This is a genomic window from Pseudomonas sp. YeP6b (genome assembly GCF_025642995.1).
Taxonomy (GTDB): domain Bacteria; phylum Pseudomonadota; class Gammaproteobacteria; order Pseudomonadales; family Pseudomonadaceae; genus Aquipseudomonas.
This window is the reverse complement of record NZ_CP080090.1, coordinates 4,993,990-5,018,294: the sequence shown is the minus strand read 5'-3', so window position 1 is coordinate 5,018,294 and position 24,305 is coordinate 4,993,990. Positions and strand designations below refer to the sequence as shown.

General features: G+C 59.7%; 22 protein-coding genes and 2 pseudogenes. 13 read left to right on the top strand and 11 right to left on the bottom strand.

Features of this window, described 5'->3' with window-relative positions; genetic code table 11:
• The first annotated feature begins 197 nt into the window (after window positions 1–197).
• Window positions 198–1,064: a carboxylate/amino acid/amine transporter gene (locus tag KZH41_RS22570; RefSeq protein ID WP_263273736.1), complete on the top strand. Its 867-nt coding sequence runs from the start codon at window positions 198–200 to the stop codon at window positions 1,062–1,064.
• 108 nt (window positions 1,065–1,172) lie between these two features.
• Here the strand turns inward: KZH41_RS22570 and KZH41_RS22565 are convergent, their stop codons facing one another.
• Window positions 1,173–2,471: a mechanosensitive ion channel family protein gene (locus tag KZH41_RS22565; protein ID WP_263273735.1), complete on the bottom strand. Its 1,299-nt coding sequence runs from the start codon at window positions 2,469–2,471 to the stop codon at window positions 1,173–1,175.
• 193 nt (window positions 2,472–2,664) lie between these two features.
• Between KZH41_RS22565 and KZH41_RS22560 the strand changes: the two genes are divergently transcribed.
• Window positions 2,665–4,011, top strand: coding sequence for a DEAD/DEAH box helicase (locus tag KZH41_RS22560; RefSeq protein WP_094950258.1), 1,347 nt, complete (start codon window positions 2,665–2,667; stop codon window positions 4,009–4,011).
• Window positions 4,012–4,061: 50 nt separating this feature from the next.
• Here the strand turns inward: KZH41_RS22560 and KZH41_RS22555 are convergent, their stop codons facing one another.
• Window positions 4,062–4,337, bottom strand: coding sequence for a hypothetical protein (locus KZH41_RS22555; RefSeq protein WP_094950259.1), 276 nt, complete (start codon window positions 4,335–4,337; stop codon window positions 4,062–4,064).
• 155 nt (window positions 4,338–4,492) lie between these two features.
• Here KZH41_RS22555 and KZH41_RS22550 point away from each other — a divergent pair, with 155 nt between their 5' ends.
• Window positions 4,493–4,882, top strand: coding sequence for a transcriptional regulator (locus KZH41_RS22550; protein WP_094950260.1), 390 nt, complete (start codon window positions 4,493–4,495; stop codon window positions 4,880–4,882).
• A gap of 113 nt (window positions 4,883–4,995) precedes the next feature.
• Here KZH41_RS22550 and KZH41_RS22545 read toward each other — a convergent pair whose 3' ends face one another.
• From KZH41_RS22545 to KZH41_RS22535, 3 genes are all read right to left on the bottom strand, one after another.
• Complete coding sequence (locus KZH41_RS22545) at window positions 4,996–5,865, bottom strand: DUF6279 family lipoprotein (protein ID WP_263273734.1); 870 nt, start codon at window positions 5,863–5,865, stop codon at window positions 4,996–4,998.
• Between the two features lie 66 nt (window positions 5,866–5,931).
• On the bottom strand, window positions 5,932–6,654 hold the full coding sequence (locus tag KZH41_RS22540; protein WP_094950262.1) for a TorF family putative porin: 723 nt from the start codon (window positions 6,652–6,654) through the stop codon (window positions 5,932–5,934).
• A gap of 220 nt (window positions 6,655–6,874) precedes the next feature.
• Window positions 6,875–7,054 carry a hypothetical protein gene (locus tag KZH41_RS22535; protein ID WP_003193095.1) on the bottom strand — a complete coding sequence of 60 codons (180 nt, stop codon included), beginning with the start codon at window positions 7,052–7,054 and terminating at the stop codon, window positions 6,875–6,877.
• Between the two features lie 322 nt (window positions 7,055–7,376).
• Here KZH41_RS22535 and KZH41_RS22530 point away from each other — a divergent pair, with 322 nt between their 5' ends.
• The 3 genes from KZH41_RS22530 to KZH41_RS22520 all read left to right on the top strand — a co-directional run bounded on the left by KZH41_RS22530 (window position 7,377) and on the right by KZH41_RS22520 (window position 10,304).
• A complete protein-coding gene (locus tag KZH41_RS22530; RefSeq protein ID WP_094950263.1) occupies window positions 7,377–8,213 on the top strand; it encodes a S1 RNA-binding domain-containing protein in 837 nt (278 codons plus the stop codon).
• Window positions 8,214–8,265: 52 nt separating this feature from the next.
• Complete coding sequence (locus tag KZH41_RS22525; protein ID WP_094950264.1) at window positions 8,266–8,664, top strand: DUF2177 family protein; 399 nt, start codon at window positions 8,266–8,268, stop codon at window positions 8,662–8,664.
• Between the two features lie 197 nt (window positions 8,665–8,861).
• Window positions 8,862–10,304, top strand: coding sequence for an NCS1 family nucleobase:cation symporter-1 (locus KZH41_RS22520; protein WP_263273733.1), 1,443 nt, complete (start codon window positions 8,862–8,864; stop codon window positions 10,302–10,304).
• On the opposite strand, the pseudogene KZH41_RS22515 reads toward KZH41_RS22520, so the two are convergent.
• Window positions 10,216–10,717 (bottom strand): annotated as a pseudogene (locus KZH41_RS22515) (YbfB/YjiJ family MFS transporter). The gene KZH41_RS22520 and the pseudogene KZH41_RS22515 overlap by 89 nt on opposite strands.
• A gap of 187 nt (window positions 10,718–10,904) precedes the next feature.
• Here KZH41_RS22515 and ptrR point away from each other — a divergent pair.
• Complete coding sequence (gene ptrR / locus KZH41_RS22510) at window positions 10,905–11,798, top strand: putrescine utilization regulator PtrR (RefSeq protein ID WP_094950266.1); 894 nt, start codon at window positions 10,905–10,907, stop codon at window positions 11,796–11,798.
• A gap of 142 nt (window positions 11,799–11,940) precedes the next feature.
• Window positions 11,941–12,063, top strand: a complete 123-nt coding sequence (locus KZH41_RS22505) for a PA1414 family protein (RefSeq protein WP_256589246.1) — start codon at window positions 11,941–11,943, stop codon at window positions 12,061–12,063.
• A gap of 117 nt (window positions 12,064–12,180) precedes the next feature.
• Here KZH41_RS22505 and KZH41_RS22500 read toward each other — a convergent pair.
• From KZH41_RS22500 to speB, 5 genes and pseudogenes are all read right to left on the bottom strand, one after another.
• Window positions 12,181–13,556, bottom strand: a protein-coding gene (locus KZH41_RS22500; RefSeq protein WP_406991834.1) for an IS3 family transposase whose coding sequence is annotated in 2 segments (ribosomal slippage) — window positions 12,181–13,074 and window positions 13,077–13,556 — 1,374 coding nt in all. Because the reading frame shifts where the segments join, the coding sequence is not laid out codon by codon here.
• Window positions 13,557–13,604: 48 nt separating this feature from the next.
• A pseudogene (locus tag KZH41_RS22495) lies at window positions 13,605–14,699 on the bottom strand (sodium:solute symporter); the annotation flags it as partial.
• Between the two features lie 35 nt (window positions 14,700–14,734).
• Window positions 14,735–16,246: a purine-cytosine permease family protein gene (locus KZH41_RS22490; RefSeq protein ID WP_263273732.1), complete on the bottom strand. Its 1,512-nt coding sequence runs from the start codon at window positions 16,244–16,246 to the stop codon at window positions 14,735–14,737.
• Between the two features lie 21 nt (window positions 16,247–16,267).
• Window positions 16,268–16,690 (bottom strand): YybH family protein, encoded by a 423-nt coding sequence (locus tag KZH41_RS22485; RefSeq protein WP_242151690.1) that lies wholly within the window; start codon window positions 16,688–16,690, stop codon window positions 16,268–16,270.
• Complete coding sequence (speB, locus tag KZH41_RS22480) at window positions 16,690–17,640, bottom strand: agmatinase (RefSeq protein ID WP_083357426.1); 951 nt, start codon at window positions 17,638–17,640, stop codon at window positions 16,690–16,692. Before speB ends, KZH41_RS22485 begins: the two co-directional genes overlap by 1 nt.
• A gap of 245 nt (window positions 17,641–17,885) precedes the next feature.
• Between speB and KZH41_RS22475 the strand changes: the two genes are divergently transcribed.
• The 5 genes from KZH41_RS22475 to relA all read left to right on the top strand — a co-directional run bounded on the left by KZH41_RS22475 (window position 17,886) and on the right by relA (window position 24,257).
• A complete protein-coding gene (locus tag KZH41_RS22475) occupies window positions 17,886–18,779 on the top strand; it encodes a LysR family transcriptional regulator (protein ID WP_242151687.1) in 894 nt (297 codons plus the stop codon).
• A 6-nt stretch (window positions 18,780–18,785) separates the two neighbouring features.
• Entirely contained in the window at window positions 18,786–19,391 is a 606-nt protein-coding gene (locus tag KZH41_RS22470) for a tRNA-uridine aminocarboxypropyltransferase (protein ID WP_094950271.1), read from the top strand.
• A 217-nt stretch (window positions 19,392–19,608) separates the two neighbouring features.
• On the top strand, window positions 19,609–20,511 hold the full coding sequence (gene cysM, locus KZH41_RS22465; RefSeq protein ID WP_094950272.1) for a cysteine synthase CysM: 903 nt from the start codon (window positions 19,609–19,611) through the stop codon (window positions 20,509–20,511).
• Complete coding sequence (rlmD, locus tag KZH41_RS22460; RefSeq protein ID WP_094950273.1) at window positions 20,511–21,863, top strand: 23S rRNA (uracil(1939)-C(5))-methyltransferase RlmD; 1,353 nt, start codon at window positions 20,511–20,513, stop codon at window positions 21,861–21,863. The genes cysM and rlmD overlap by 1 nt, the downstream gene beginning before the upstream one ends.
• A gap of 150 nt (window positions 21,864–22,013) precedes the next feature.
• Complete coding sequence (gene relA, locus KZH41_RS22455) at window positions 22,014–24,257, top strand: GTP diphosphokinase (protein WP_263273731.1); 2,244 nt, start codon at window positions 22,014–22,016, stop codon at window positions 24,255–24,257.
• The last annotated feature ends 48 nt before the right edge of the window (window positions 24,258–24,305 follow it).

Below are 24,305 nucleotides of genomic sequence, written 5' to 3'. Positions count from 1 at the left end.
AATCGCCACATAATCGCGTGGTGTTTATATCGCCCCACGCAAACCCTTCAAGTACGCGTATCGAACCTCCCTTTGCACTTGTTGCTCCTGAGTGCTCCTGCCCGACTGCCGCTTTAGCGAGGTCGGGTTTTTTTTGCCTCGAGTTTCGTCAAACACCGAAAACCCTTAAAGTCGCGCCCATTCGAAATGAGGCGCGCATGGGCTATCTACTGGTTGTCACCCTGATTCAGGCATTTTCTTTCAGCTTGATCGGCGAATACCTCGCCGGTCACGTCGATAGCTACTTCGCCGTGCTGGTGCGCGTGGTGCTGGCCGGGCTGGTCTTTATCCCGCTGACGCGCTGGCGTTCGGTAGAGCCACGGTTCATGCGTGGCATGCTGGTGATCGGCGCGCTGCAGTTCGGCGTGACCTACGTGTGCCTGTACCTGAGTTTTCGTGTGCTCACCGTGCCGGAAGTGCTGCTGTTCACCATTCTCACACCGCTGCACGTGACCCTGATCGAAGACGCGCTCAACCGACGCTTCAACCCTTGGGCGCTGATCGCTGCACTGGTGGCGGTGGGCGGCGCGGCGGTGATCCGCTTCGACCAGATTACCCCGCACTTCCTCGGCGGCTTTTTGCTGCTGCAACTGGCCAACTTCACCTACGCGGCCGGGCAGGTGATGTACAAGCACCTGGTGGCGCGTTATCCGAGTGATTTGCCGCATTACCGGCGCTTCGGCTATTTCTACCTGGGCGCCTTGATCGTGGTGTTGCCGGCATTCCTGTTGTTCGGCAAGGCCGACTTCCTGCCGCAAGCGCCACTGCAATGGGGCGTGTTGGTGTTCCTCGGGTTGGTCAGCACCGCGCTGGGCATGTACTGGTGGAACAAGGGCGCCTGCCTGGTCAACGGCGGCACCTTGGCGGTGATGAACAACCTGCATGTGCCGGTGGGGTTGTTGCTGAACTTGCTGATCTGGAACCAGCACGAGCCGCTGGGGAGGCTGGCGTTGGGCGGGTTGGTGATTTTGGGCGCGGTTTGGATCAGTCGGCTGGGCGTGCGCAAGGAGGCGATCAGCCGTTGAACTCTTGCGGGCGCGGGCTTGCTCGCGAAAGCGGTAGGTCAGCCATTGATGGGCTGACTGATACTCCGCTATCGCGGGCAAGCCCGCTCCCACAGGGGGAGGGTGGTGTTAGACAGCGCTGCTTTCGGGCGCCGGCAAATGACTGGCCCCCAACACCGCCGGCAACATCCCCGCCCGCAAGTCATTGCCACTCGGCTGCTGATACAGGCTCAAGCCGAACTCCGGCAGCACCGCCAGCAAATAATCAAAAATATCCCCCTGAATGCGCTCGTAATCGGCCCACGCCGTGGTGCGCGTGAAGCAGTAGATCTCCAGCGGCACGCCTTGGGCGGTGGTTTGCATCTGGCGCACCATGCAGGTCATGTTCGGTTGAATATCCGGGTGGCTTTTCAGATAGGCCAGGGCATAGGCGCGGAAGGTGCCCAGGTTGGTCATACGGCGGCGGTTGGCCGACAGTTGCGCGCTGTTGCCCTGGGCTTCGTTCCAGGCCTTGAGTTCGGCTTGTTTGCGGCTGATATAGTCGGTGAGCAGGTGCACCTGGGTCATGCGCACTTCTTCGTCGTCGCGCAGGAAGCGCACGCCGCTGGCGTCGATGTACAGGCTGCGTTTGATGCGACGCCCACCGGACGCCTGCATGCCGCGCCAGTTCTTGAACGACTCGGACATCAAGCGCCAGGTAGGAATGGAGACGATGGTCTTGTCGAAGTTCTGCACCTTGACCGTGTGCAGGGTGATGTCCACCACGTCACCGTCGGCGCCGACCTGGGGCATTTCGATCCAGTCACCGACCCGCAGCATGTCATTGCTGGTCAGTTGAACGCTGGCGACGAACGACAGCAGAGTGTCCTTGTACACCAACAGAATCACCGCCGACATGGCACCCAGGCCCGACAGCAGCAACAGCGGCGAACGGTCGATCAGGGTGGCGACGATGATGATCGCTGCGAATACGAACAACACCATCTTCGCCAGTTGCACATAGCCCTTGATCGAGCGGGTGCGGGCATGTTCAGTGCGCGCGTAGATATCCAGCAGCGCATTGAGCAGGGCGCTCACGGCCAGCGTCATGAACAGGATGGTGAACGCCAAGGCCACATTGCTGATAAACAGCGTGGCGGTCTTGCTCAGCTCTGGCACCAAATACAGGCCGAACTGAATCACCAGGGATGGGGCCATCTGCGCCAGGCGGTGGAAGACTTTGTTGTGCCGCAGGTCATTGAGCCAGTGCAGCGCCGGTTGCCGGCCGAGCAATTTGACGGTGTGGAGGATGAGGTAGCGTGCGACCCGTCCGAGCAGCAGGGCCACCACCAGCAATACCACCAAACCTAAGCTTGCATGCAGCAGCGGGTGTTGATCGAGGGCGCCCCAAAGGTCTTGGACGTTGAGCCAGAACTGTTTGATATCCATGGATGAAACCGATTCTTCTGTAAGACAACACGGGCCGATTAGAGCATTTAAGTGCGACAAAGTTGACGTTGTAGACAAATGTCCTGACAAAAAAGCAGCTGATTAGCGCCGTTCGCGTAAAGAAACTCGGTTTGGACGCCCGAAACCGTTACCCTATGCAGCTGATATTTTGTATTTCTTCGAGGTAGCACCCGTGTTTTCCCAATTCGCCCTGCACGAACGCCTGCTCAAAGCCGTGGCCGAGCTTAAATTTGTCGAGCCTACGCCTGTGCAAGCAGCGGCCATCCCGCTCGCGCTCGAAGGGCGTGACCTGCGGGTGACGGCTCAAACCGGGAGTGGCAAAACCGCCGCTTTCGTCCTGCCGATTCTGCACCGCCTGATTGGCCCGGCCAAAGTCCGCGTCAGCATCAAAACCCTGATCCTGCTGCCGACCCGCGAGCTGGCCCAGCAGACCTTGAAAGAAGTGGAGCGCTTCTCGCAGTTCACGTTCATCAAGTCCGGCCTGATCACCGGCGGCGAAGACTTCAAGGTCCAGGCCGCGATGCTGCGCAAGGTGCCGGATATTCTCATCGGCACCCCAGGGCGCATGATCGAGCAACTCAACGCCGGCAACCTCGACCTCAAGGAAGTCGAAGTGCTGGTGCTTGATGAAGCCGACCGCATGCTCGACATGGGTTTTGCCGATGATGTGCAGCGTCTGGTAGCTGAATGCGTGAATCGCCAGCAAACCATGCTGTTCTCCGCCACCACCGGCGGCTCGACCCTGCGCGACATGGTCGCCAAGATCCTGAACAACCCTGAGCACCTGCAGGTCAACAACGTCAGCGACCTGAACGCCACCACGCGTCAGCAAATCGTCACCGCCGACCACAACGTGCACAAAGAACAGATCCTTAACTGGCTGTTGGCCAACGAGACCTATCAAAAGGCCATCGTGTTCACCAACACCCGGGCTGCAGCTGACCGCATCTACGGTCGTCTGGTGGCACAGGACTACAAAGCGTTCGTGCTGCACGGTGAGAAGGACCAGAAGGACCGCAAGCTGGCTATTGACCGCCTTAAGGCCGGCGGCGTGAAGATCCTGGTTGCCACCGACGTTGCCGCCCGCGGCCTGGACGTGGATGGCCTGGACATGGTGATCAACTTCGACATGCCTCGCAGCGGCGACGAATACGTGCACCGTATCGGCCGTACCGGGCGCGCCGGCAACGATGGCCTGGCGATCTCGCTGATCTGCCACGGTGATTGGAACCTGATGTCGAGCATCGAACGCTACCTGAAGCAGTCGTTCGAGCGCCGCACCATCAAGGAAGTCAAAGGCACCTACACCGGGCCGAAGAAGGTCAAAGCGTCGGGCAAGGCCGTTGGCGTGAAGAAGAAAAAGGTCGACGCCAAGGGCGACAAGAAAAAGGCCGGTGCCAAGTCGCCGACCAAGCGCAAGATTGCCAACCGGCCGAAGACCGACAACCTGTCGCTCGTCAGCAAGGACGGCATGGCGCCGCTCAAGCGTCGCAAGCCAGAAGCGCCAGCTGCCGAGTAAGGCTGCGCGGGTATGAAAAAAACCGGACGATGTCCGGTTTTTTTATGCCTTCAGTTTTTTGTCTCGGCAGCCGCTTTTTTGAGATCTTTAAGGCGCTGATCGATCAACTGGCATTTATCGGGTAAATCAGCGGCCGTCGTGTCCATGTCCATTTTCTGCAGCTCTGCATTCATTTCCTTGGCCTTGGTCGGGTTCTGCTCAGTGAGTTTGGTCACTTCCTGTGCCAGTTGTTCGCGCTTCGCCGTGGCCTCCTCCGGCGTGCACGCCCAGGCGGGCAGGGCAGTCAGCAGCGTGGCGGCAATGGCCAGGTTCATCAGGGTTTTCATGATCGGTCCTCCTAGGCAGTGGTGTTCAGTTGAGGTGGCGAACGTCTGGAAAGTTCAGAGAAATGACGCCGGTCTATTCGGCTGAACGCCCGGTGACGGGGCATGTCACACCTCTAGACAGGCTACTTTTCCATCGGCCTGCAGGAGGAATCAGGATGACGACTTACAACTGGGATTTGATCGAACGTCTGCTGCATGAAGTGCAGAACGGCGAAGGCAGCTTTGCACCGCGTAAATATGCCGAGCAGGAAGCTGCCGAGAAGGCCACCGCGGGCGAGTCCACTGGCAATCTGGATACGTTGAAAGAGACCGCTGCGGATTACGAAGCGCTGCTGTTCAAGCGTGGGTTTATTGAATCGCGGCCTGAGGAAGAGGGCGGAAACGGTGAGAACTTCATCTTGACCGCTCGCGGTGCACAACTGCTGGCGCTGATTGACAGCTCTATCCCGGGCAACGATCACCCGCGCCAGGTGTTGGATGACCAGCCGGATGCGCTGGAGCCGGCGACGTTTGATGAAGTGGCCTCAAAGGCGCAGATTGCTTGATCTAACAGGCGCTGAGCGGGCGTGCTCGCGATGCCGAGTGTCAGGCAATCAATCTGCCGGCTGATCTACCGCTATCGCGGGCAAGCCCGCTCCCATATTGGCTTCCTTGAAGATCAGGTATTGCCGGCAGCCTTTAGGCATTTGAGTGCCTTGAAGTCGCTGCGCACACCGCCAATCTTCTGTGTCAGCTTCATGCGCTGCTGCACCGTGCTTTCGGCTATCAGGTCGACAATCAGGCTGCGTGCCGCCGTTTCCGTCTGGGCATAGGCGACCTTGTATTGCGCGGGCCACAGGCTTTCACGGTCCACCAGTAACTGCTGCATTTTCTGCGCGAAGTCCGCGCTCTGACGCTGCTGCACCGCGTCGATAAACTGCGCCTGCCAACGGGCGCGGTTGCCGATCCACTGCTCGTTTTGCTCCCCGAGGCTATTGGACCAGGCGGTGACCCGATTCTGCTGGCTGGCACTGAGCGGGCCCATCCAAGCGTCCAGGCGTTTGCTCATGCGTTGGGCGCGTTCCTTGATTTGCTGCTCCAGGGGCGGCTTGAGGTATTCGTCCTGACGCTTGCGCAGGTCCTTGGCCAGGGCGTCGCTCATGTCCTTGACCTGCTGATCATCCAGGCCTTGCAGCAATTGAATGGCCGACGGCGTGATTTCCCGTGCGACTTCGGCAATCGCCTGCTTGGCTTCCACAGTGCGCGTTTGTAGCGCGTCGTCAGTGACCTGGTTGTTGTCGACCATCTGTTGCAGGCGATCAAGCCAATCCAGATAGCCCGGCAATTGCGTGGTGCAGTGCCAGGCCAGGTGTTCCTTGAGTGTGTCGTTGAACCAGCTCTTCTGCCCGGCGTGCATGTCCAGGTAGTCGTTGAGGCTCCAGGGGATGATGATATCCAGGTTGCGGTAGGCCAGGCCCACGCGACTGCAGCCGCTGAGCAGCAAGCTCAGGCTCAGCAATACGATTAATAGTTTGAGCCGACGCAGCATGGGCGAGTCCTTGCGCAAAGGGAGTTAATGCATGTGAACTCGTGCTGTGGGCGACAGTTCAGCCCATCAATAAAACGATCGCGCAGCCTTTAAGGTCAAGAGACCGTCGCATTGCGAATTGTGTCCGGAGTAGGCCGAGCAGTCACCGCCGCTGAGGCTGGAGTCGCTGTAGATCAGGTCCAGGTCGACGCCCTTCCACGCGCGGGAAAGTTGTATCGACCAATCACTGAAGCTGCTGATGGCACCGCCTTCCACCGAGGCCGGGGAGCCCAGTTGGTGCGTGGTGTACTTCATGCTGACGCCGATGCCGAAAGGCTGCGTGCCGCCAAGGTCGGCAAACAGGGTGCTGTCCTGGCGGTCCGGGTCGTTGCTGAAGGAGGCGCCGAAGCGATTGCCCAACAGGTTCAAGCCGCCGTAGAACTCTTGGCTGTTGAGTGGGCTGAGCTTGGGGTAGCTGTAATGAATCAGTCCCACTTCATAACCCAGGGTCTTGTCGAAAGGGCGTTTGAAGCCCATGTAGGAGTCGACTTCGAGGTTATTGGCGGGTGAAAGCCCCATGTTCGGTGAGAATTGGCCGAAATACAAGCCGCTGTCGTGGCTCAGGTCGAGGCCGCCGTGGAATGAGTCGCTGCCCGGAGCGGTAGGCTTTACAAGGCCCTGGGCCATGCTGCGGCTTGGCGTAGTGCCCAATTTCAGGTCGAAATCGCCCAATTCACGCTGAAAAATCTGCGCTTGCGCAAAGGGGCTTGCCGCAAGGGCAGTTATCAGAAAAATGCAGGGCTTGAGCAAGCTTCACTCCATGAAAAGCGAGGAGCAGTGACAGGGGAAATTGGGCAGATGCCCGTGCTAGACGTGTGCAAGCATACCGGCGAAAACCTGCAGGTGAGGCCCGTTCGTCGATTAGCGCACTATGGTGTGATGCAGTGAGGGTATTTCGGGCTCTAGTCCTGGCGCCTTGAGGGCAAGACGCTTAGGGACTAGATGCAACGCAGGGGGTGTTGCGCGAATTTTACTTTTTGCCCAGGCTGATCTGCTTGGACGGGCCGAAAGTCTGGCCGCTCACGCCCTTGGCAATTTGCTGGATTTCGCCGCCGGACTTGAGGAAAGCAGCAATCTGGCTGTTGATCGATTCGCTGGTTTCAACGGCTGGAGCTGGCTTTGCTTTGCTGTTGGATGCTTTTACGCGCATGGCGGCCACTAACCTGTAGAAAATTAACTTGGCCATGCATCGTACAGGAAACACTTGACAATTGCTTGGCAAATATCCCCCTGGAATAATGGGTGTGGCCGCAATTAGCCGAAGTTTACCGTTGAAATAACCCCTAACTTACTGTTTTAACTAGAAAGCCCGGGAGATGGCCGCCACTGGCCAGCGGCAAAATTCAGTGACCTGATCAGACGAGCGGGGCGATGCCATCGGGAGACCACGTCAGCCCGTGATTTTTCAGGTGCGCGCGCGTGCGGGGCGCAACTCGGGTAGAATGCCGCCCACGTAACGAGGGTATTTGGAAATGGCTTTAGTCGGGCGCTACAACAGCTTGCAAGTGGTTAAACACACTAACTTTGGTTTGTACCTGGACGGTGCGCAAGAGGGCGAAATCCTCTTGCCTAATCGGTACATTCCTAAAGATATTCCCAGTGAAGATGAAGACTGGCTTAACGTTTTCATTTATCTGGACAGCGATGACAAACTTATCGCGACGACCGAGAAGCCGAAAGTACAAGTCGGCGAATTCGCCAGTTTGAAAGTCGTTGAAGTCAACAGCATTGGCGTGTTCCTCGACTGGGGTTTGCCAAAAGATCTGTTGCTGCCGTATTCGGAAGAAAAACGTCAGATGACCGCCGGTGAATATTGCGTCGTGCACGTCTACCTCGACAAGCACACCAAGCGCATCACCGCCACCGCACGTCTTGACCGCTACCTGGACAAGACGCCTGCCAACTATCAGGTGGGCCAGGAAGTCGACCTGCTGGTGGCCGAAGCCACGGACATGGGCTTCAAGGCGATCATCAACAACAAGCACTGGGGCCTGATCCACAAGAACGAAGTGTTCAAGTTCCTGCGCCCGGGCAAGGAAGAGAAAGGCTTTATCAAAGAGATTCGCGCCGATGGCAACATCAGCCTGAGCCTGCAACCGGTCGGGCAGGAAGCGGCCTCCAGCCTGAACTCGAAGATCCTCGCCAAGTTGCGTGAAAACAACGGCACCCTGCCGGTCAGCGACAAAAGCGACCCGGCAGTGATCAGCAACTTGTTCGGCGTGAGCAAAGGCAACTTCAAAAAGGCCATTGGTGCGCTCTACAAGCAAGGTCAGATTGTGATTCACGCGGATCGCATTGAACTAAGCTGAGTGCGGTTTGCTCTTCTGTAGGAGCAATTGGGCTCCTGCAGAGCTTGCGTAAATGACCAAGAAAACACTGTTCGCTTACCTCGCCACCTTGCTTGCCTTCCTGGTGCTCGACGGCCTCTGGCTCGGTGTCCTTATGGGCCCGACCTACAAATCCCTGCTCGGCCCATTGATGCTTGACCAACCCCGCCTGTTGCCCGCGGTGTTGTTCTATCTCCTGTATGTGATCGGTTGCGTGGTGTTCGTGGTCCTGCCAAGCGGCAGTTGGCAACGCGCCGCACGCCTGGGTGCCTTGCTCGGGCTGGTGGCCTACGGCACGTATGACCTGAGCAACTGGGCCACGCTGCAAGGCTGGTCCGCTGGGTTGGCCATCATGGACATGGCGTGGGGCACCTTCCTGACAGCGGCGTGCTGCACGGTTGGCTACCTGTGTGCAGATCGGGTGCACCACTGATTGTGTACAGGATTTATGTGCACCGTTGCTGAGCGTAGTGCCTGAATTTAGCCCTGGATAAACCCCTTTGGAGCGCCGATCCAGAGGGATTGTGTGCCATTGGCACGCATTCTGCTGAAAGCCTCGTATACAAACCATGCCGCCTACCGTATGCATCCCGTTACGGAAGCGCAGGCCGGTATTTCGAGGAGCCAGCGATGACCGAACAATTGCCCAAAGGCTACAGCCCGCGCCTGTACAACCAGGACCTGGGCCCACTGCCGCAAAACTGGAACTGGTACAACATCTTCGCCTTCTGGATGAGCGACGTGCACAGTGTCGGCGGCTACGTGTTCGCCGCCAGCCTGTTCGCCCTCGGGCTGGCCAGTTGGCAGGTGCTGATCGCCTTGCTTGCGGGTATTTGCATCGTGCAGTTGATCGCCAATCTGGTGGCCAAACCGAGTCAGCAAGCGGCGGTGCCGTATCCGGTCATTTGCCGGCTGGCCTTTGGCGTGTTTGGGGCCAATATTCCGGCGGTGATTCGCGGCCTGATCGCCGTGGCCTGGTACGGGATTCAGACCTACCTGGCGTCGAGTGCCTTGATCATCGTGGTGCTGCGCTTCTTCCCACAGATGGCGGTGTATGCAGAACCGCATTTTGCCGGCCTGTCCTACCTGGGCTGGTTTGGTTTCTTAAGCCTTTGGGCGTTGCAGGCTGCGGTGTTCTGGGCCGGCATGGAATCCATCCGGCGTTTTATCGACTGGGCGGGGCCGGTGGTCTATGCGGTGATGTTCGCCCTGGCCGGCTGGATTGTGTGGAAAGCCGGCTGGGCCAACATCAGCTTTACCCTGGCGGAAAAATCCTTGTCGGGCTGGCAGGCTTTCGGCCAGGTGATCGTGGCAACGGCGCTGGTGGTTTCGTACTTCTCCGGGCCTACGCTGAATTTCGGCGATTTCAGCCGCTACTGCCGCAGCATGCGCGATGTGCGTCGCGGTAATTTCTGGGGGCTGCCGGTGAATTTCCTGGCGTTCTCGCTGGTCACCGTGGTGATCGTTTCGGGCACCTTGCCGGTGTTCGGCGAAATGCTGCATGACCCGATTGCCACCGTCTCGCGAATCGACAACAGCATGGCCGTACTGCTCGGCGCCTTTGCCTTTGTCACGGCGACCATCGGCATCAACATTGTCGCCAACTTCGTGTCGCCTGCGTTTGACTTCGCCAACGTCGCGCCGAGCAAAATCAGCTGGCGGGCCGGAGGGATGATCGCGGCGGTGGCTTCGATCTTCATCACTCCGTGGAACCTGTTCAATAACCCGCTGATGATCCACTACACCTTGGACATCCTCGCGGCGTTTATAGGGCCACTGTTCGGGATTCTATTGGTGGACTTCTACCTGATCAAAAAACAGCAGGTCGATGTGGACGCGCTGTTCGATGACAGCCCAAGCGGGCGCTATTACTTCGACGGCGGCGTGAACTGGACGGCCGTCAAAGCCTTGGTGCCGGCGACGCTGGTGGGCGTTGCGATCACCTTCACCCCGGCGTTGCAGGGCATGGCCAACTTTTCCTGGTTTACCGGGTGCTTCCTGGGAGGGCTGTTTTTCCTGGTTCTTTCGCGACGAGAACAGGTTCGCGTACCGGCGCCGATGGTTGCTGGCTGACAGCAGCGCCAGGGCGCAGTGACACCGCACCTGCCAACACCAGGCCTGCACCTGCGATCACCAACGCCGGTTGCAGGCCGCCGCTAAGGTGGCTGCTTATCGAGGCCAGCAGCGGGCCACTTAATTGGCCGATGGCAAAGCAGGCGGTCAACAGGCCGGCGCTGCATCACCAGCATCATGCACGCCAGGAACGGCGTCCCGCACAGCAATACCCCCCGGCGCCAGGCCCCAGCCATTGCCCAGCAAGCAGGCGAACACGCCGGCCGCTTGCAGCCACAAAGGCTCATCAACCCACGACGGGTGGTGTGCGGGCTATGACGGCGCACGCTCACCACCACGACCCCGAGAGCGGCAGCCAGACCAAAACAGGGCCAGAACAGATCGGCCTGCCAGGCGCCCTTGAATTGCGGCATCTGCGGGGTGAGGGCGAAGCGGCCAATGCCCATGGTCATCATCAGGGCAATAGAGCTGGCGAGTCAGCGAATCAGCGGTGACATGTTCAGGTTTCCTGCAAGGACGCGAAGACCTTCAGGCTAAAGTGAATTGACTTTCTGTAAAAATGAATAATAGTGAGTAACTTGTTCAGTTTTGGAGAAAGGTATGGAGTTCAGTCAATTGCGGATTTTCCAAGCCGTAGCGCAAGAGGGCTCCATTACCCGTGCGGCCGAGCGCCTGCACCGTGTACCGTCGAACCTCTCGACCCGGCTCAAACAGATGGAAGAGCAGCTCGGCGTGGAACTGTTCGTGCGCGAACGCCAGCGGTTACAGCTTTCTCCTGCTGGCAAAGTGTTGTTGGACTACAGCACTCGCCTGATCGCGCTGCATGACGAAGCCCACGGCGCCGTTCAAGGCGGGCAACCGGCCGGCGACTTTGTGCTGGGTAGCATGTACAGCACCGCCGCGATTCACTTGCCGAAGCTGTTGGCGCGCTATCACAAGGCGTATCCGAGGGTGAACCTGCAGGTGCAATCGGCTCCCAGCGGTGAATTGCTGGAAGGCCTGATCACCGGGCGTTTGGACGCGGCGTTGGTGGACGGCCCGCTGACCATCGCTACGTTGGACGGCGTGCCGCTGTGTGAAGAGCGCCTGGTGCTGATCTGTGAAGCCGATCACCCACCAGTGCGTGGGCCGCAGGACGTAGCGGGGCGTTCGGTGTTCACCTTCCGCCGCAGTTGCGCCTACCGTACACGCCTGGAAACCTGGTTTTCCCATGAGCGTGTGGCCATGGGCCGGGCAATCGAGATTGAGTCCTATCAGGGCATGCTTGCCTGCGTGATCGCGGGTTCCGGGGTGGCATTAATGTCCGAATCGATGCTCGACAGCCTGCCGGGCAAGGACAGCGTGTCCGTTCATCCCCTTACAGGGCCTTTTGCTACTGCAACGACCTGGCTGATGTGGCGAAAGGGTATGCTCGGCGCTAACCTCAATGCATGGATCGAGCTGCAGCAAGAAGGCAACGCCGGGTTCTTGCAGGACGCGCGCTATATCGCTTGAACGATCCGTCAGCATTTGGATCAATTCAGTAATAGTTCGTTGTGGTTTCGTTCAAGCATTACGTAGGACTTAGGGCTACTATCACTGTAGGAAAGGGCGATAAAACTCTCGCCAACTCGCATTACCCGCAAAGGGAGCAACCATGAAAGAGAAAATTCAAACCTGGCTCCATGACGTTGGAGTCGCGCTCGGCTTGATCGAGCCTCCGCTGCAACCTGTGCCGATTCGCACAGATGATGAGCAGCGCCGCCCGCGTCGCCGCTAGAGCTGGTAGCGCCGCAGAATTAATGTGGGAGCGGGCCTGCTCGCGAAGACGGTGCGTCAGTTAACGAAATATTGACTGACACACTGAAGTGCGCCCCAAAAGTTGGACAGCTAATGGTTAGGCTACCGCGGACCGGGTTCTGTAAGCCACAGGGCTCAGTCCGCCAAGCTTCGTTTTGATTCGCTTATGGTTGTAGTAATGGATGTACTTATCCAGCCCGGCCTGCAGCTGAGCAACGCTGTCGAAGCTTTCCCGATAGTAAAACTCCGACTTCAGGGTACCGAAAAAGCTTTCCATTGTGGCGTTGTCATAGCAGTTCCCTTTGCGAGACATGCTCTGTTCCAACCCAGCTTTTTCCAGTTTTTCCCGATACTTTGAGTGTCGATAGTGCCAGCCCTGATCCGAGTGCAGCATGGGTTTGGCGCCTTCGGGCAAGCGCTCAAGGGCCAGCTCCAGCATGTCGCCTACCAAGGCGTATTGGGGGCGGACGGCGGTCTTATAGGCCACAATCTCTCCGTTGTACAAGTCCAGTACTGGGGACAGATACAGCTTTTTGCCGGCCACTTTGAACTCGGTGACATCGGTCACCCATTTCTGATTTGGTTGCTCAGCTTCGAACTGACGAGCCAGGATATTGGGCGATACCTCTCCCATTGGCCCTTTATACGATTTGTATTTTTTCGGTCGCACTGTGCATTTCAGGCCTAACTCTCCCATCAGCCGTCGTACCGTTTTACCGTTGATCAACGGCGTTTGCTTACGTAGCTCTAAAGTCATCCGACGGTAACCAAGGCGGCCCTCATTCTCGTCTTGGATAGTCTGGATAGAGGCTTTGATCGAGATAAACCGGTCCGCAACGCCCATCGCCTTGAGTTGGTAGTAGTACGTACTTCGCGCAAGACCTACCAGCTTGAGCAAATCACTCAAGGGGAAAGCTTGTTTGAGCTCAGTGACTAATCGGGCTTTTTCTTCGCTTCTCTCTCTCGCCTCATCACCGCCTCGCCCAACTCTCCAAGCTTTTTTAGGTAGGCGTTCTCCATGCGCAAATACTGCAGTTCATCGAGTAATGCCTTGTGTGCAAGCTGTGCGTCGGTGAGTGGGGTGGTAGTTTTACGCGGTTTAGAAGGCGGCTTGGGCATAGCGGTAATCGATCCTTTTTTCCCTGACTCCAGGGCTTCAATACCGCCACTGTAATACTGCTGTTGCCATCTGCCCACCTGGCTTGAGTTACCCAGGTTGAAGAGCGCCGCTGCGCGGCGCAAGGATAAGGAGTCGCGCCACATGCGTTGCAGCACTGAAAACTTGAACAAGGGACTGTAGCGTTCGCCGGTTCTGCTTAGACAGGCTTCGCCATGTAATCGGTAAGCCTCCACCCAACGACGAAGCAAGGTGGGATCCATTTGGAATTGAGCGGCTATGCGGCGAAAGCCTCGGCCCTGCTCAAGGAAAGTGGTAATGGCGGAAAGCTTGAACTGCGTCGTGTATTTGCTCATGAAAAGCCTCAGGAGTTGGACGAGTGTCCAACTTCTGGGGCGCACTTCAATACCCAGCACGGCAATGCCGGTGAGCATCGTGAACAGACGGTTGATGTTCAGGCTCGACTGCTTGCCCCCGCGCAAACGCGGCAGCAGGTCTTCGGTCAAGACGGTGGAGGCGGCGAGCAAACCGGCGCTGGCGGTGGACATCATCGCGGCCAGTGCGGCGGCAATCACCAGGCCGCGAATGCCGTCCGGCAACGAGGCTTTGACGATGGCGGCGAAGGCATTGTTGACGTTGTCCAGGTCCGGTAGCAGCACGTGCGCCGCCATGCCGATCAAGGCGCACGCCAGGCCGTAAAGGATGCAGTAGAAACCGGCGAAGGTGCCGGCGTACTGGGCAACCTTTTCGTCACGGGCGGTGAACACCCGTTGCCAAATGTCCTGGCCGATCAGGATGCCGAAGAAGTAGATCATGAAGTAGGTGATGATCGTGTCCCAGCCGATTTCGGTGAAGCTGAAATTCGACGCTGGCAACTTGGCCACCAGTTGGTCCCAACCGCCGACGCGGTAGAGGCAAATCGGCAGCAGGATGAACATCAGGCCGACGGTCTTGATCACGAACTGCACGATGTCGGTCAGGGTCAGTGACCACATGCCGCCGATGGTCGAATACACCACCACTACGCCACCGCCCAGCAGCACCGAGACCCAAAATGGCAGGCCGAACAGTACTTGCAGTACTGTGCCGATGGCCAGGATCGAGGTCACGCCGATCATCAGCGCGTAGGCCAGCATGATCACCGCGCTCGCCTGGCGGGCCATGGGGTTGTAGCGTTTTTCCAGGACCTGGGTGACGGTGAAGATCTTCAGCTTGAGCAGCGGTTTGGCCAGGAACAGGTTCAGCGCGATGATCCCGGCGCCCAGTGCGGCGCACAACCAGAAGCCGGAGATGCCGTGCACATAACCCAGGCGCACGGTGCCGACGGTGGATGCACCGCCCAGTACCGTGGCGGCCATGGTGCCCATGTACAGCGACGGGCCCAGGTTACGTCCGGCTACCAGGTAGTCTTCGTGGGTCTTGGCGCGGCGCATGCCGTAATAGCCGAGCACGAGCATGCCGGCGGCGTAGATGAGTACGACGAATAAATCCAAAGCCATGACGGCGGGTCTCCGATTATCGTTTTTATGGGCGATCAGGCGGCTTGTTGCAGCGCCGGTTTAATGCGCGCATCCGTGCGCTGGCTGCGAGGGTCGGCCGGGCCGTAGACGGCGGCCGGTTCCGGGAACACGCGAAGCAAGCTCAGGTACACCACCGAAGCCAGCCCCAGCGTCACTGGCAGGCTGATATCGATGCCATCGGCCAAGTTGCCCAGTGGCCCGACAAACTGCCCCGGCAAGTTGACGAAGCACAGGCCCACCAGCGCACTCGGGATCCAGGCGCCCAGGCCGCGCCAGTTCCAGCCATGGCTGAACCAGTAGCGCCCGCCGGTTTCACCGCGGGTGAACACTTGCAGATCATCCGGGCAGTAAAAGCCTCGGCGTACGATCAGGCCGATGATCATCATCACCATCCACGGCGTGGTGCAGGTGATGATCAGCACGGCGAAGGTCGACACGCTTTGCACCAGGTTGGCGGCGAAACGTCCGATAAAGATGAAGGCAATCGACATCACCCCAATCAGCAGCGTGGCCTTGACCCGCGACAGCAGGCGCGGGAACACGCTGGACATGTCCAACCTGGTGCCATACAGCGACGTGGTGCCAGTGGACATGCCGCCGATCACCGCGATCAGGCACACCGGCAGGAAGAACCAGCTCGGCGCGACTGCCAGCAAACCGCCGACATAGTTGTTGGCTGCGATGTAGTCCGGAGCCTTGACCGCCACGATGGTCGCGGTGGCCAGGCCGAACAGGAACGGAATCAAGGTGGCGATCTGGGCCAGCACCACCGCCAGCATGATGCGTATTTTCGGCGTCTCACGTGGGATGTAGCGTGACCAATCACCCAGGAACGCGCCGAAGGAAATCGGATTGCTCATGGCTACCAGCGCCGCACCGATGAAGGCGGCCCAGAAGCCGGTCTGGTCAATGGCGACGGTGCCGGCAAAGTGGCTGTCGAAGGCCGGCGCAAACGCGAAGATCCCCAGCAGGAACAGCAGGCTCGCCGCCCACACGGCAATGCGGTTGACCCACAGCATGAAGCGAAAGCCATAGATGCACACGGTGAGCACCAGCAGGGCGAACAGGCCGTAGGCCAGGCCCAACGTCAGGTCGGTTTCTGGCAAACCAATCAGGCGTTTCGCACCACCGACCAACGCATCGCCTGAACTCCACACCGACAGTGAGAAGAAGGCAATCGCCGTCAGCAGCGACAGAAACGAGCCGACAATCCGCCCGTGCACACCAAAGTGCGCACCGGAAGATACGGCGTTGTTGGTGCCGTTGATCGGCCCGAACAGGCCCATCGGCGCCAGGATCAGCGCGCCCACCAGCACGCCCAACACAATCGCCCAGACACCGGCCTGGAACGACAAGCCGAACAGCACCGGAAACGCGCCCAGCACAGCGGTGGCAAAGGTATTGGCTCCGCCGAAGATCAGTCGAAACAGATCCTTGGGGCTGGCGGTACGTTCGTGGTCCGGGATCTGCTCGACCCCGTTGGTTTCTATCTTTCGAATACTTTTATCGTTGTTTTTATTATTCATGATCAGCTCCGATCACATTGGCTAAGGGGGCGGCAGCCCTTCCGGCATAGCGGACAAATGTTCGTGACAGGCCAGCCACAGGCCTTGTTTTTGTTGTGCGTCTGACCCTTGTCGGGTGAAGACAATGGTCTCGCGTTCCTGGCTAAAAAATTGCTCCCCGTTCATGCGCAGCTCGGTGGCCACGTCATGCATAAAAATCGCCACGGCACCCTGCAGGCTGACAAAGGCGTTGCTTGAAGTGCAGGACAGCACCTCAAACCCCTCGTCCCGGCGCCAGCGGTCCCACAACGCCTGGTAGGCATCGCGACTGAGCAGCGGCTGGGGGAGGGTGTAGAACACGAAGCTGGCATCCACCGTGAACGCGCCGAAATAGGCGGCGCGGTCATTGCGGGCGAAGGCCGACACCAGGTCGGCCGCCGCTTGCAGCACGGCTTGCGTGCTCATCAGCGATGCGCCACGCCGGGCAGTACGCAGAGCATCTCGTACAGCAGGTTGGCGCCGAGCAGCGAGGTGTTGCCGGTGGTGTCGTAAGGCGGCGAAACTTCTACCAGATCGCAACCAATCAGGTCGAGGCCTTGGCAGCCACGGATGATCTCGATCGCCTGGATGGTGGTCAGCCCGCCGATTTCCGGGGTGCCGGTGCCAGGCGCCCAGGCCGGGTCGATACCGTCGATATCGAAGCTCAAATACACCGGACCGCCGCCGACTTTTTCACGCACTTCAGCCATCAATGGCGCCAGCGAGTGGTGCCAGCATTCTTCGGCCTGGACCACACGAAAGCCCTGCTTGCGGCTCCAGTTGAAGTCTTCGGCGGTGTAGCCCTGGGCGCGCAGGCCGATCTGCACCACGCGGTCGCAATCGAGCAAGCCTTCTTCCACGGCGCGGCGGAAGGTGGTGCCGTGGGCGATTTTCTCGCCGAACATATGGTCGTTGACGTCGGCGTGGGCATCAATGTGCACCAGCCCGACCTTGCCGTGTTTCTTGTGAATCGCCCGCAGGATCGGCAGGGTGATGGTGTGGTCGCCGCCAAGGGTCATCGGGACGACGTTGTGCTCGAGGATCTCATCGTAAGCTTCTTCGATGATGCGCACAGCGTCCAGCAGGTTGAAGGTATTGATTGCCACGTCGCCGATGTCGGCAACCGACAGCGAGTCGAACGGCGCGGCGCCGGTGGCCATGTTGTAGGGGCGGATCATCACCGACTCGGCGCGGATTTCACGCGGCCCGAAGCGGGTGCCGGCGCGCAGCGAGGTGCCGATGTCCAAGGGCACACCGACAAAGGCGGCGTCGAGGCCTTTGGCCGACTGCAGGTGGGGGAGTCGCATCATGGTGGCGATGCCGGCGAAGCGCGGCATTTCGTTGCCGCCCAGTGGTTGGTGAAAAATCTTGTCCACGGGATTGCCTCATCGTTGTTTTGTTTATTAGAGGCCGATTCTGCGAAAAGCCCGGGACGGGAAGAATCGGCAGGGGCAAATACTTAGTTCAGATTTTTCTAAACTAATGCCTGAGGTAAACTCGGTTCAAATGTGGGAGCGGGCTTGCTCGCAAATACGGTGTGTCAGGTACAAATAGTTCGGCTGATCCACCGTATTTGCGAGCAAGCCCGCTCCCACAGGTTTTTGTGTTATCTGGAGAACCCATGGCCAACGCCTTGCCCGACCTGAAACTCCTGCGCATCTTCGTCAGCGTCGTGCGGCACCAAGGGTTCGCCAATGCCCAGCACGAACTCAACTTGTCGACGTCGGCCATCAGCACCTACATGAGCCAGCTGGAAGCAGCTTTGGGCCTGGTGCTGTGCCATCGCGGGCGCGGCGGGTTCAGCCTGACCAGCAAAGGCGAGCTGTTCCACCAGGAAACCCTGCGTCTATTAGGCGAGCTGGAAGGGTTCGAGCAATACGCCGCCGCGTTAAAAGGTGAGTTGCGCGGCACCCTCAAACTCGGCGTGCTCGACTCCACCGTCAGCGACAAGGCCCTGCCGTTCGCCGAAGTGATCGGCGCCTACAGCCTGGAACACCCGGCTGTGCACTTGAATTTGTCGGTGATGAGCCCTTATGAGCTGCAATTGGGCGTGCAGGACAACCGCCTGGACCTGGCCATCGGCGCGTTCTCCAACCGCATGAGCGGGTTGATCTACATGCCGCTGTACCGCGAGCAACACTGGCTGTATTGCAGCACGCGGCATCCGTTGTTCAGCGAACGGCGCATCCCCGAACAAGTGATCACCCAGCAGCGTATGGTCGGGCGCGGCTACTGGAGCCAGGCAGAATTGGCGCGCCACGGCTTCAAACACAGCGCCGCCACGGTGGAAAGTATGGAGGCGCAGTTGATCCTGGTGCTGTCCGGCGCCTATATCGGCTACCTGCCTGAGCACTACGCCCAAGCCTGGGCCGACAAGGGCGACTTGCGTGTGCTGCTGCCGGCGACCTTCGGCTATCAGGCGCCGTTCTCGATGATCATGCGCCGTGGCCGTAGCCGCGAGCCGCTGATCCAGACCTTTCGCGACTTACTCAAAGCCCAGCTCAACCAGGCCTGAAAAAACATGTCCAGACCCCAATGTCCAACTTGCCAGCGGCCCGCCACTCATTGCCTGTGCCCGCTGATCCCCAGCCTCGACAGCCGCACCCGTGTGTTGCTGCTGCAGCACCCGAGTGAGGTCAACCATGCGCTCAATACCGCGCGGTTGGCGGCGTTGGGGTTGAGCAATGCACAGTTGGTGGTGGGTGAGGTGTTTGACGATTTGGCGACCTTGTTAAACCCGCCCGGTTATCAAGCGCGCCTGCTGTTTCCCGCTGATGACGCCCAGCCTTTGCAGGTGTATGCGCCCGACGACCAACCGCTGTTGTTGGTGGTGCCCGACGGCACCTGGCGCAAAGCGCGCAAATTGCTGCACCTCAATCCTTTATTGGCCGCATTGCCCCGGGTGACCCTGGCCGAGGGTGGCGTTTCTCGCTACCGGTTGCGCAAAGCGCCGGGGCCAGGGGCTTTGTCGACGGTAGAGGCAATTGTGCAGGCGTTGCAGGTGCTGGAAGCGCCGACCTCTTTTGAGGCGCTGCTTAAACCGTTCGAGGCACTGATTGACGGGCAGATTTCGGCGATGGGGGACGAGGTGTTTCGTAAGAATCATGGCGACGGGCAATTGGGTTAGTCGGTTTACCGAGGTGCGGCTTTTGCAGGCAAGCCAGCTCCCACATTGATCTGCACGCTGTCCTCTGTGGCGGCGGGCTTGCCCGCGATAGCGCCCTCACAGGCCACACGCCACTCGCTTATTCCTGTAAGCCATAAGCACCACACTTTGCGTGATATGGCCCGCCAGCCTTTCCCGGTATGATGGTCGCCCCCGCAGTCTGGATTGCGAATACGCCATGACCTTGCAGTACCCTACAATCGCCGATTGCGTCGGCAACACGCCCCTGGTCCGCTTGCAACGCATGGCGGGTGAAACCAGCAATATTCTGCTGCTCAAGCTTGAAGGGAACAACCCGGCCGGCTCCGTCAAGGACCGCCCGGCGCTGTCGATGATCACCCGCGCCGAGCTGCGCGGGCAAATCAAGCCCGGCGACACCTTGATCGAAGCCACCTCGGGTAACACCGGGATCGCCCTGGCCATGGCCGCGGCAATCAAGGGTTATAAGATGGTGCTTATCATGCCCGACAACGGCAGCGCCGAACGCAAGGCGGCAATGACCGCCTATGGCGCCGAGCTGTTGCTGGTCACCCAGGAAGAAGGCATGGAAGGCGCGCGCGACCTCGCCGAGCGCATGGCCGCCGAAGGCCGTGGCGTGGTGCTGGACCAGTTTGCCAATGGCGATAACCCAGAGGCGCACTACACCAGCACAGGCCCGGAAATCTGGCGCCAGACCCAAGGCACCATCACCCATTTCGTCAGCTCCATGGGCACGACCGGCACCATTATGGGCAACTCGCGCTACCTCAAGGAGCAGAACCCGGCGATCCAGATCGTCGGCCTGCAACCGATGGAAGGCGCGGCGATTCCCGGTATTCGCCGTTGGCCCGAAGAGTACCTACCGAAGATCTACAACGCCACGCGCGTGGACCGCATCATCGACATGGCCCAGCGTGAAGCCGAAGACACCACCCGCCGCCTGGCGCGCGAAGAAGGCATCTTCTGCGGCGTGTCCTCCGGCGGCGCCGTGGCCGGTATGTTGCGGTTGTCCAAAGAAGTGGAAAACGCGGTGATCGTCGCGATCATCTGTGACCGAGGCGACCGTTACCTGTCGACCGGCATCTTCGACGAACCCAACTGATGGCCAAGCACGAGAGAGGCCTGCGCTTCCAACCGACAGGCGGCAGCCGGGCCCCGCAGATTCCGGTAGGCAAGAAACAACGCCTGACCATCGAGCGCCTGGCCAACGATGGCCGCGGCATCGTGTTCTTTGAAGGCCGTACCTGGTTTGTAAACGGTGCGCTGGCCGGCGAAGAAGTCGAAGCGCGGGTATTGGGCGCCCACGGCAAAGTGGTAGAAGCGCGCACCGAGCGTGTGTTCAAGGCCAGCGAACTGCGCCGCCCGGCGCCGTGCGCGCATTTTGGCCGCTGCGGCGGCTGCAGCGTGCAGCACTTGCCCCATGACGAACAGCTCGCCCTGAAACAGCGCATGCTCGCCGAACAACTGTCGCGTGTGGCCGGTGTCGAACCGCAAGCGTGGGCCGCCCCTTTGAGTGGGCCGGAATTCGCCTACCGTCGTCGCGCCCGCGTGGCCGTGCGCTGGGACGCCAAGGCGAAAAAGCTTGAGGTGGGTTTTCGCGCCGTGGCCAGCCAGGACATCGTCGCCATCGATGATTGCCCGGTGCTGGTACAGGCCTTGCAACCGATCATGCAGCGCTTGCCGAACATGCTGCGCCGCCTGAGCAAACCGCAGGCGCTGGGGCATGTGGAGTTGTTCAGCGGCTCATCCATCGCCGTGTTGCTGCGGCATATGGCGCCGTTGTCCGAGGCGGACCTGCTGATCCTGCAAGAATTTTGCACCTTCCATGAAGCGCAGTTGTGGCTGCATGGCGAGGGCGAGCCGGAGCCCGTCGAGGCGAACTCGGCGTTGGGTTATCGGTTGGAACAATGGGATCTGGAACTGGCTTATCGGCCCGGGGACTTTGTGCAGGTCAACGCTGGCGTCAACGCCGCGATGGTCGCCCAGGCCCTGGAATGGCTGGCGCCACAGCCCGAGGAACGGGTGCTGGACCTGTTCTGCGGGCTGGGTAACTTTGCGTTGCCGCTGGCCAAACACGTGCGCGAAGTGGTCGCGGTAGAAGGTGTACAGACCATGGTGGACCGCGCGGCGCAGAACGCTGTCAGCAACAATTTGCATAATGTGCAGTTTTTTCAGGCTGATTTATCCCAGCCTTTGACTGACGCGGAATGGGCCAAACAGGGCTTTTCTGCGGTACTCTTGGACCCACCCCGCGATGGTGCCCTGGAGGTTGTGCGTAAGCTCGCCACGCTGGGAGCCAAGCGTTTGGTGTATGTGTCCTGCAACCCGGCCACGCTGGCGCGGGACACGGTTGAGTTGGTCAAGCAAGGCTACCGGCTAAAACGTGCCGGGATCCTCGACATGTTTCCACAGACATCTCATGTCGAGGCCATGGCGTTATTTGAAGCGGGCTAGGATGCCCGTTTAATCCGACTGGCCTGTAGTCTCCTGGGCCGTGACCTGTCAGGGAGTTGCACGTAGCCTTGGTTGCAGAGCTAGGGTTACGCAGCAGGTCAGCGATGATTTTTGGCGCATCAAAGGTGCGTCGTAGGGAAGGTAAGCAAGATGGTACAGGTGAGAGCACACCAGCCGATCAACACCGACGGCAGTATCAATCTCGAGGCATGGCTGGATCATGCCGTCAGTGTCGACCCGGCACTGGACCGTGAAGCCTTGAAAGCAGCCTGCGAGTTCGCTCGTGAGTCTGAACAGCAAGACAATGCGGCCAAGAACCTGTGGGCGGAGGGCACATCAAGCTTTCGCACCGGGTTGGAAATCGCCGAGATCCTCGCCGATCTCAAGCTGGACCAGGATTCGCTGATCGCCGCCGTGCTCTATCGCGGCGTGCGCGAAGGGCATATTGCGTTGCCGCTGGTCAGCCAGCGTTTCGGCGCCGTGGTCGCTAAGTTGATCGACGGCGTGCTGCGCATGGCCGCCATCAGTGCCAGCCTCAGCCCACGCCAGTCGATGGTGCTGGGCACCCAGGGCCAGGTCGAGAACCTGCGCAAGATGCTGGTGGCGATGGTCGACGACGTGCGTGTCGCGCTGATCAAGCTGGCCGAACGCACCTGCGCGATCCGTGCGGTAAAAACCGCCGACGACGAAAAGCGCAACCGCGTTGCCCGCGAGGTGTTCGACATCTACGCGCCGCTGGCGCACCGCCTGGGTATCGGCCATATCAAGTGGGAGCTGGAGGACTTGTCCTTCCGCTACCTCGAACCCGATCAATACAAACAGATTGCCACGCTGCTGCACGAGCGGCGGCTTGACCGTGAGCGCTTTATCTCCGATGTGATGGGGCAGTTGCGTTCCGAGTTGCAGGCCACCGGCGTCGATGCCGATATCAGCGGCCGGGCCAAACACATCTATTCCATCTGGCGCAAAATGCAGCGCAAAGGCCTGGCATTCAGCCAGATCTACGACGTACGCGCCGTGCGTGTGCTGGTGCCGGAAATGCGCGACTGCTACACCGCGCTGGGTATCGTGCACACCTTGTGGCGGCACATTCCCAAGGAATTTGACGACTACATCGCCAACCCCAAGGAAAACGGCTATCGCTCGCTGCACACCGCAGTGATCGGCCCTGAGGGCAAGGTGCTGGAAGTGCAGATCCGCACCCACGCCATGCACGAAGAGGCTGAGCTTGGGGTGTGTGCGCACTGGCGTTACAAGGGCACCGACGTCAAGGCCGGGTCCAACCAGTACGAAGAGAAAATCTCCTGGCTGCGCCAAGTGCTTGAGTGGCACGAAGAACTCGGCGACATCGGCGGCCTGGCCGAACAGCTGCGCGTGGATATCGAGCCGGACCGCGTCTACATCTTCACCCCCGACGGTCACGCCATCGACTTGCCCAAAGGCGCTACGCCGCTGGACTTTGCCTACCGCGTGCACACCGAAATCGGCCACAACTGCCGGGGCGCCAAGATCAACGGGCGCATCGTGCCGCTCAACTACAGCCTGCAGACCGGTGAACAGGTCGAGATCATCACCAGCAAGCACGGCACGCCGAGCCGCGACTGGCTGAACCCGAACCTGGGCTACATCACCACGTCGCGGGCACGGGCGAAGATCGTCCATTGGTTCAAATTGCAGGCGCGCGACCAGAACGTCGCCGCCGGTAAAACCTTGCTTGAGCGCGAATTGGCGCGCCTGGGCTTGCCGCAGGTGGACTTCGACAAGCTGGCCGAAAAGGCCAACATGAAGATCGCCGAGGACATGTTCGCAGCCCTGGGTGCCGGCGACCTGCGCCTGGCGCAGTTGGTCAACCTGGCCCAGCAACTGGTCGAGCCGGAGCGCGGCAGCGAGCAGCTGGAGCTGATCCCACGCAAAGCCACCGGCTACAAACCGGGCAAGTGCGGCGATATCCAGATTCAGGGCGTGGGCAACCTGATGACGCAAATGGCCGGCTGCTGCCAGCCGTTGCCGGGCGACGCCATCGTCGGTTACATCACCCAGGGCCGTGGCGTGAGCATTCACCGCCAGGATTGCGCCTCGGTGCTGCAACTGGGCGGGCGCGAGCCGGAACGCATCATCCAGGTCAGCTGGGGCCCGGTGCCGGTGCTCACCTACCCGGTGGACATCATCATTCGCGCCTACGACCGTTCCGGTTTGCTGCGTGACGTGTCGCAAGTGCTGCTCAATGAGCGGATCAACGTGCTGGCGGTCAACACCCGCTCGAACAAAGAGGACAACACCGCGTTGATGTCCCTGACCATCGAGATTCCGGGGCTGGACGCGTTGGGGCGGTTGTTGGGGCGGATTTCCCAGTTGCCGAACATCATCGAAACCCGGCGTAATCGCACACCATGATGCGGTCTGAAAATATGTTTGGACTGCTTTCTGGGGGCGCCGGGCTTG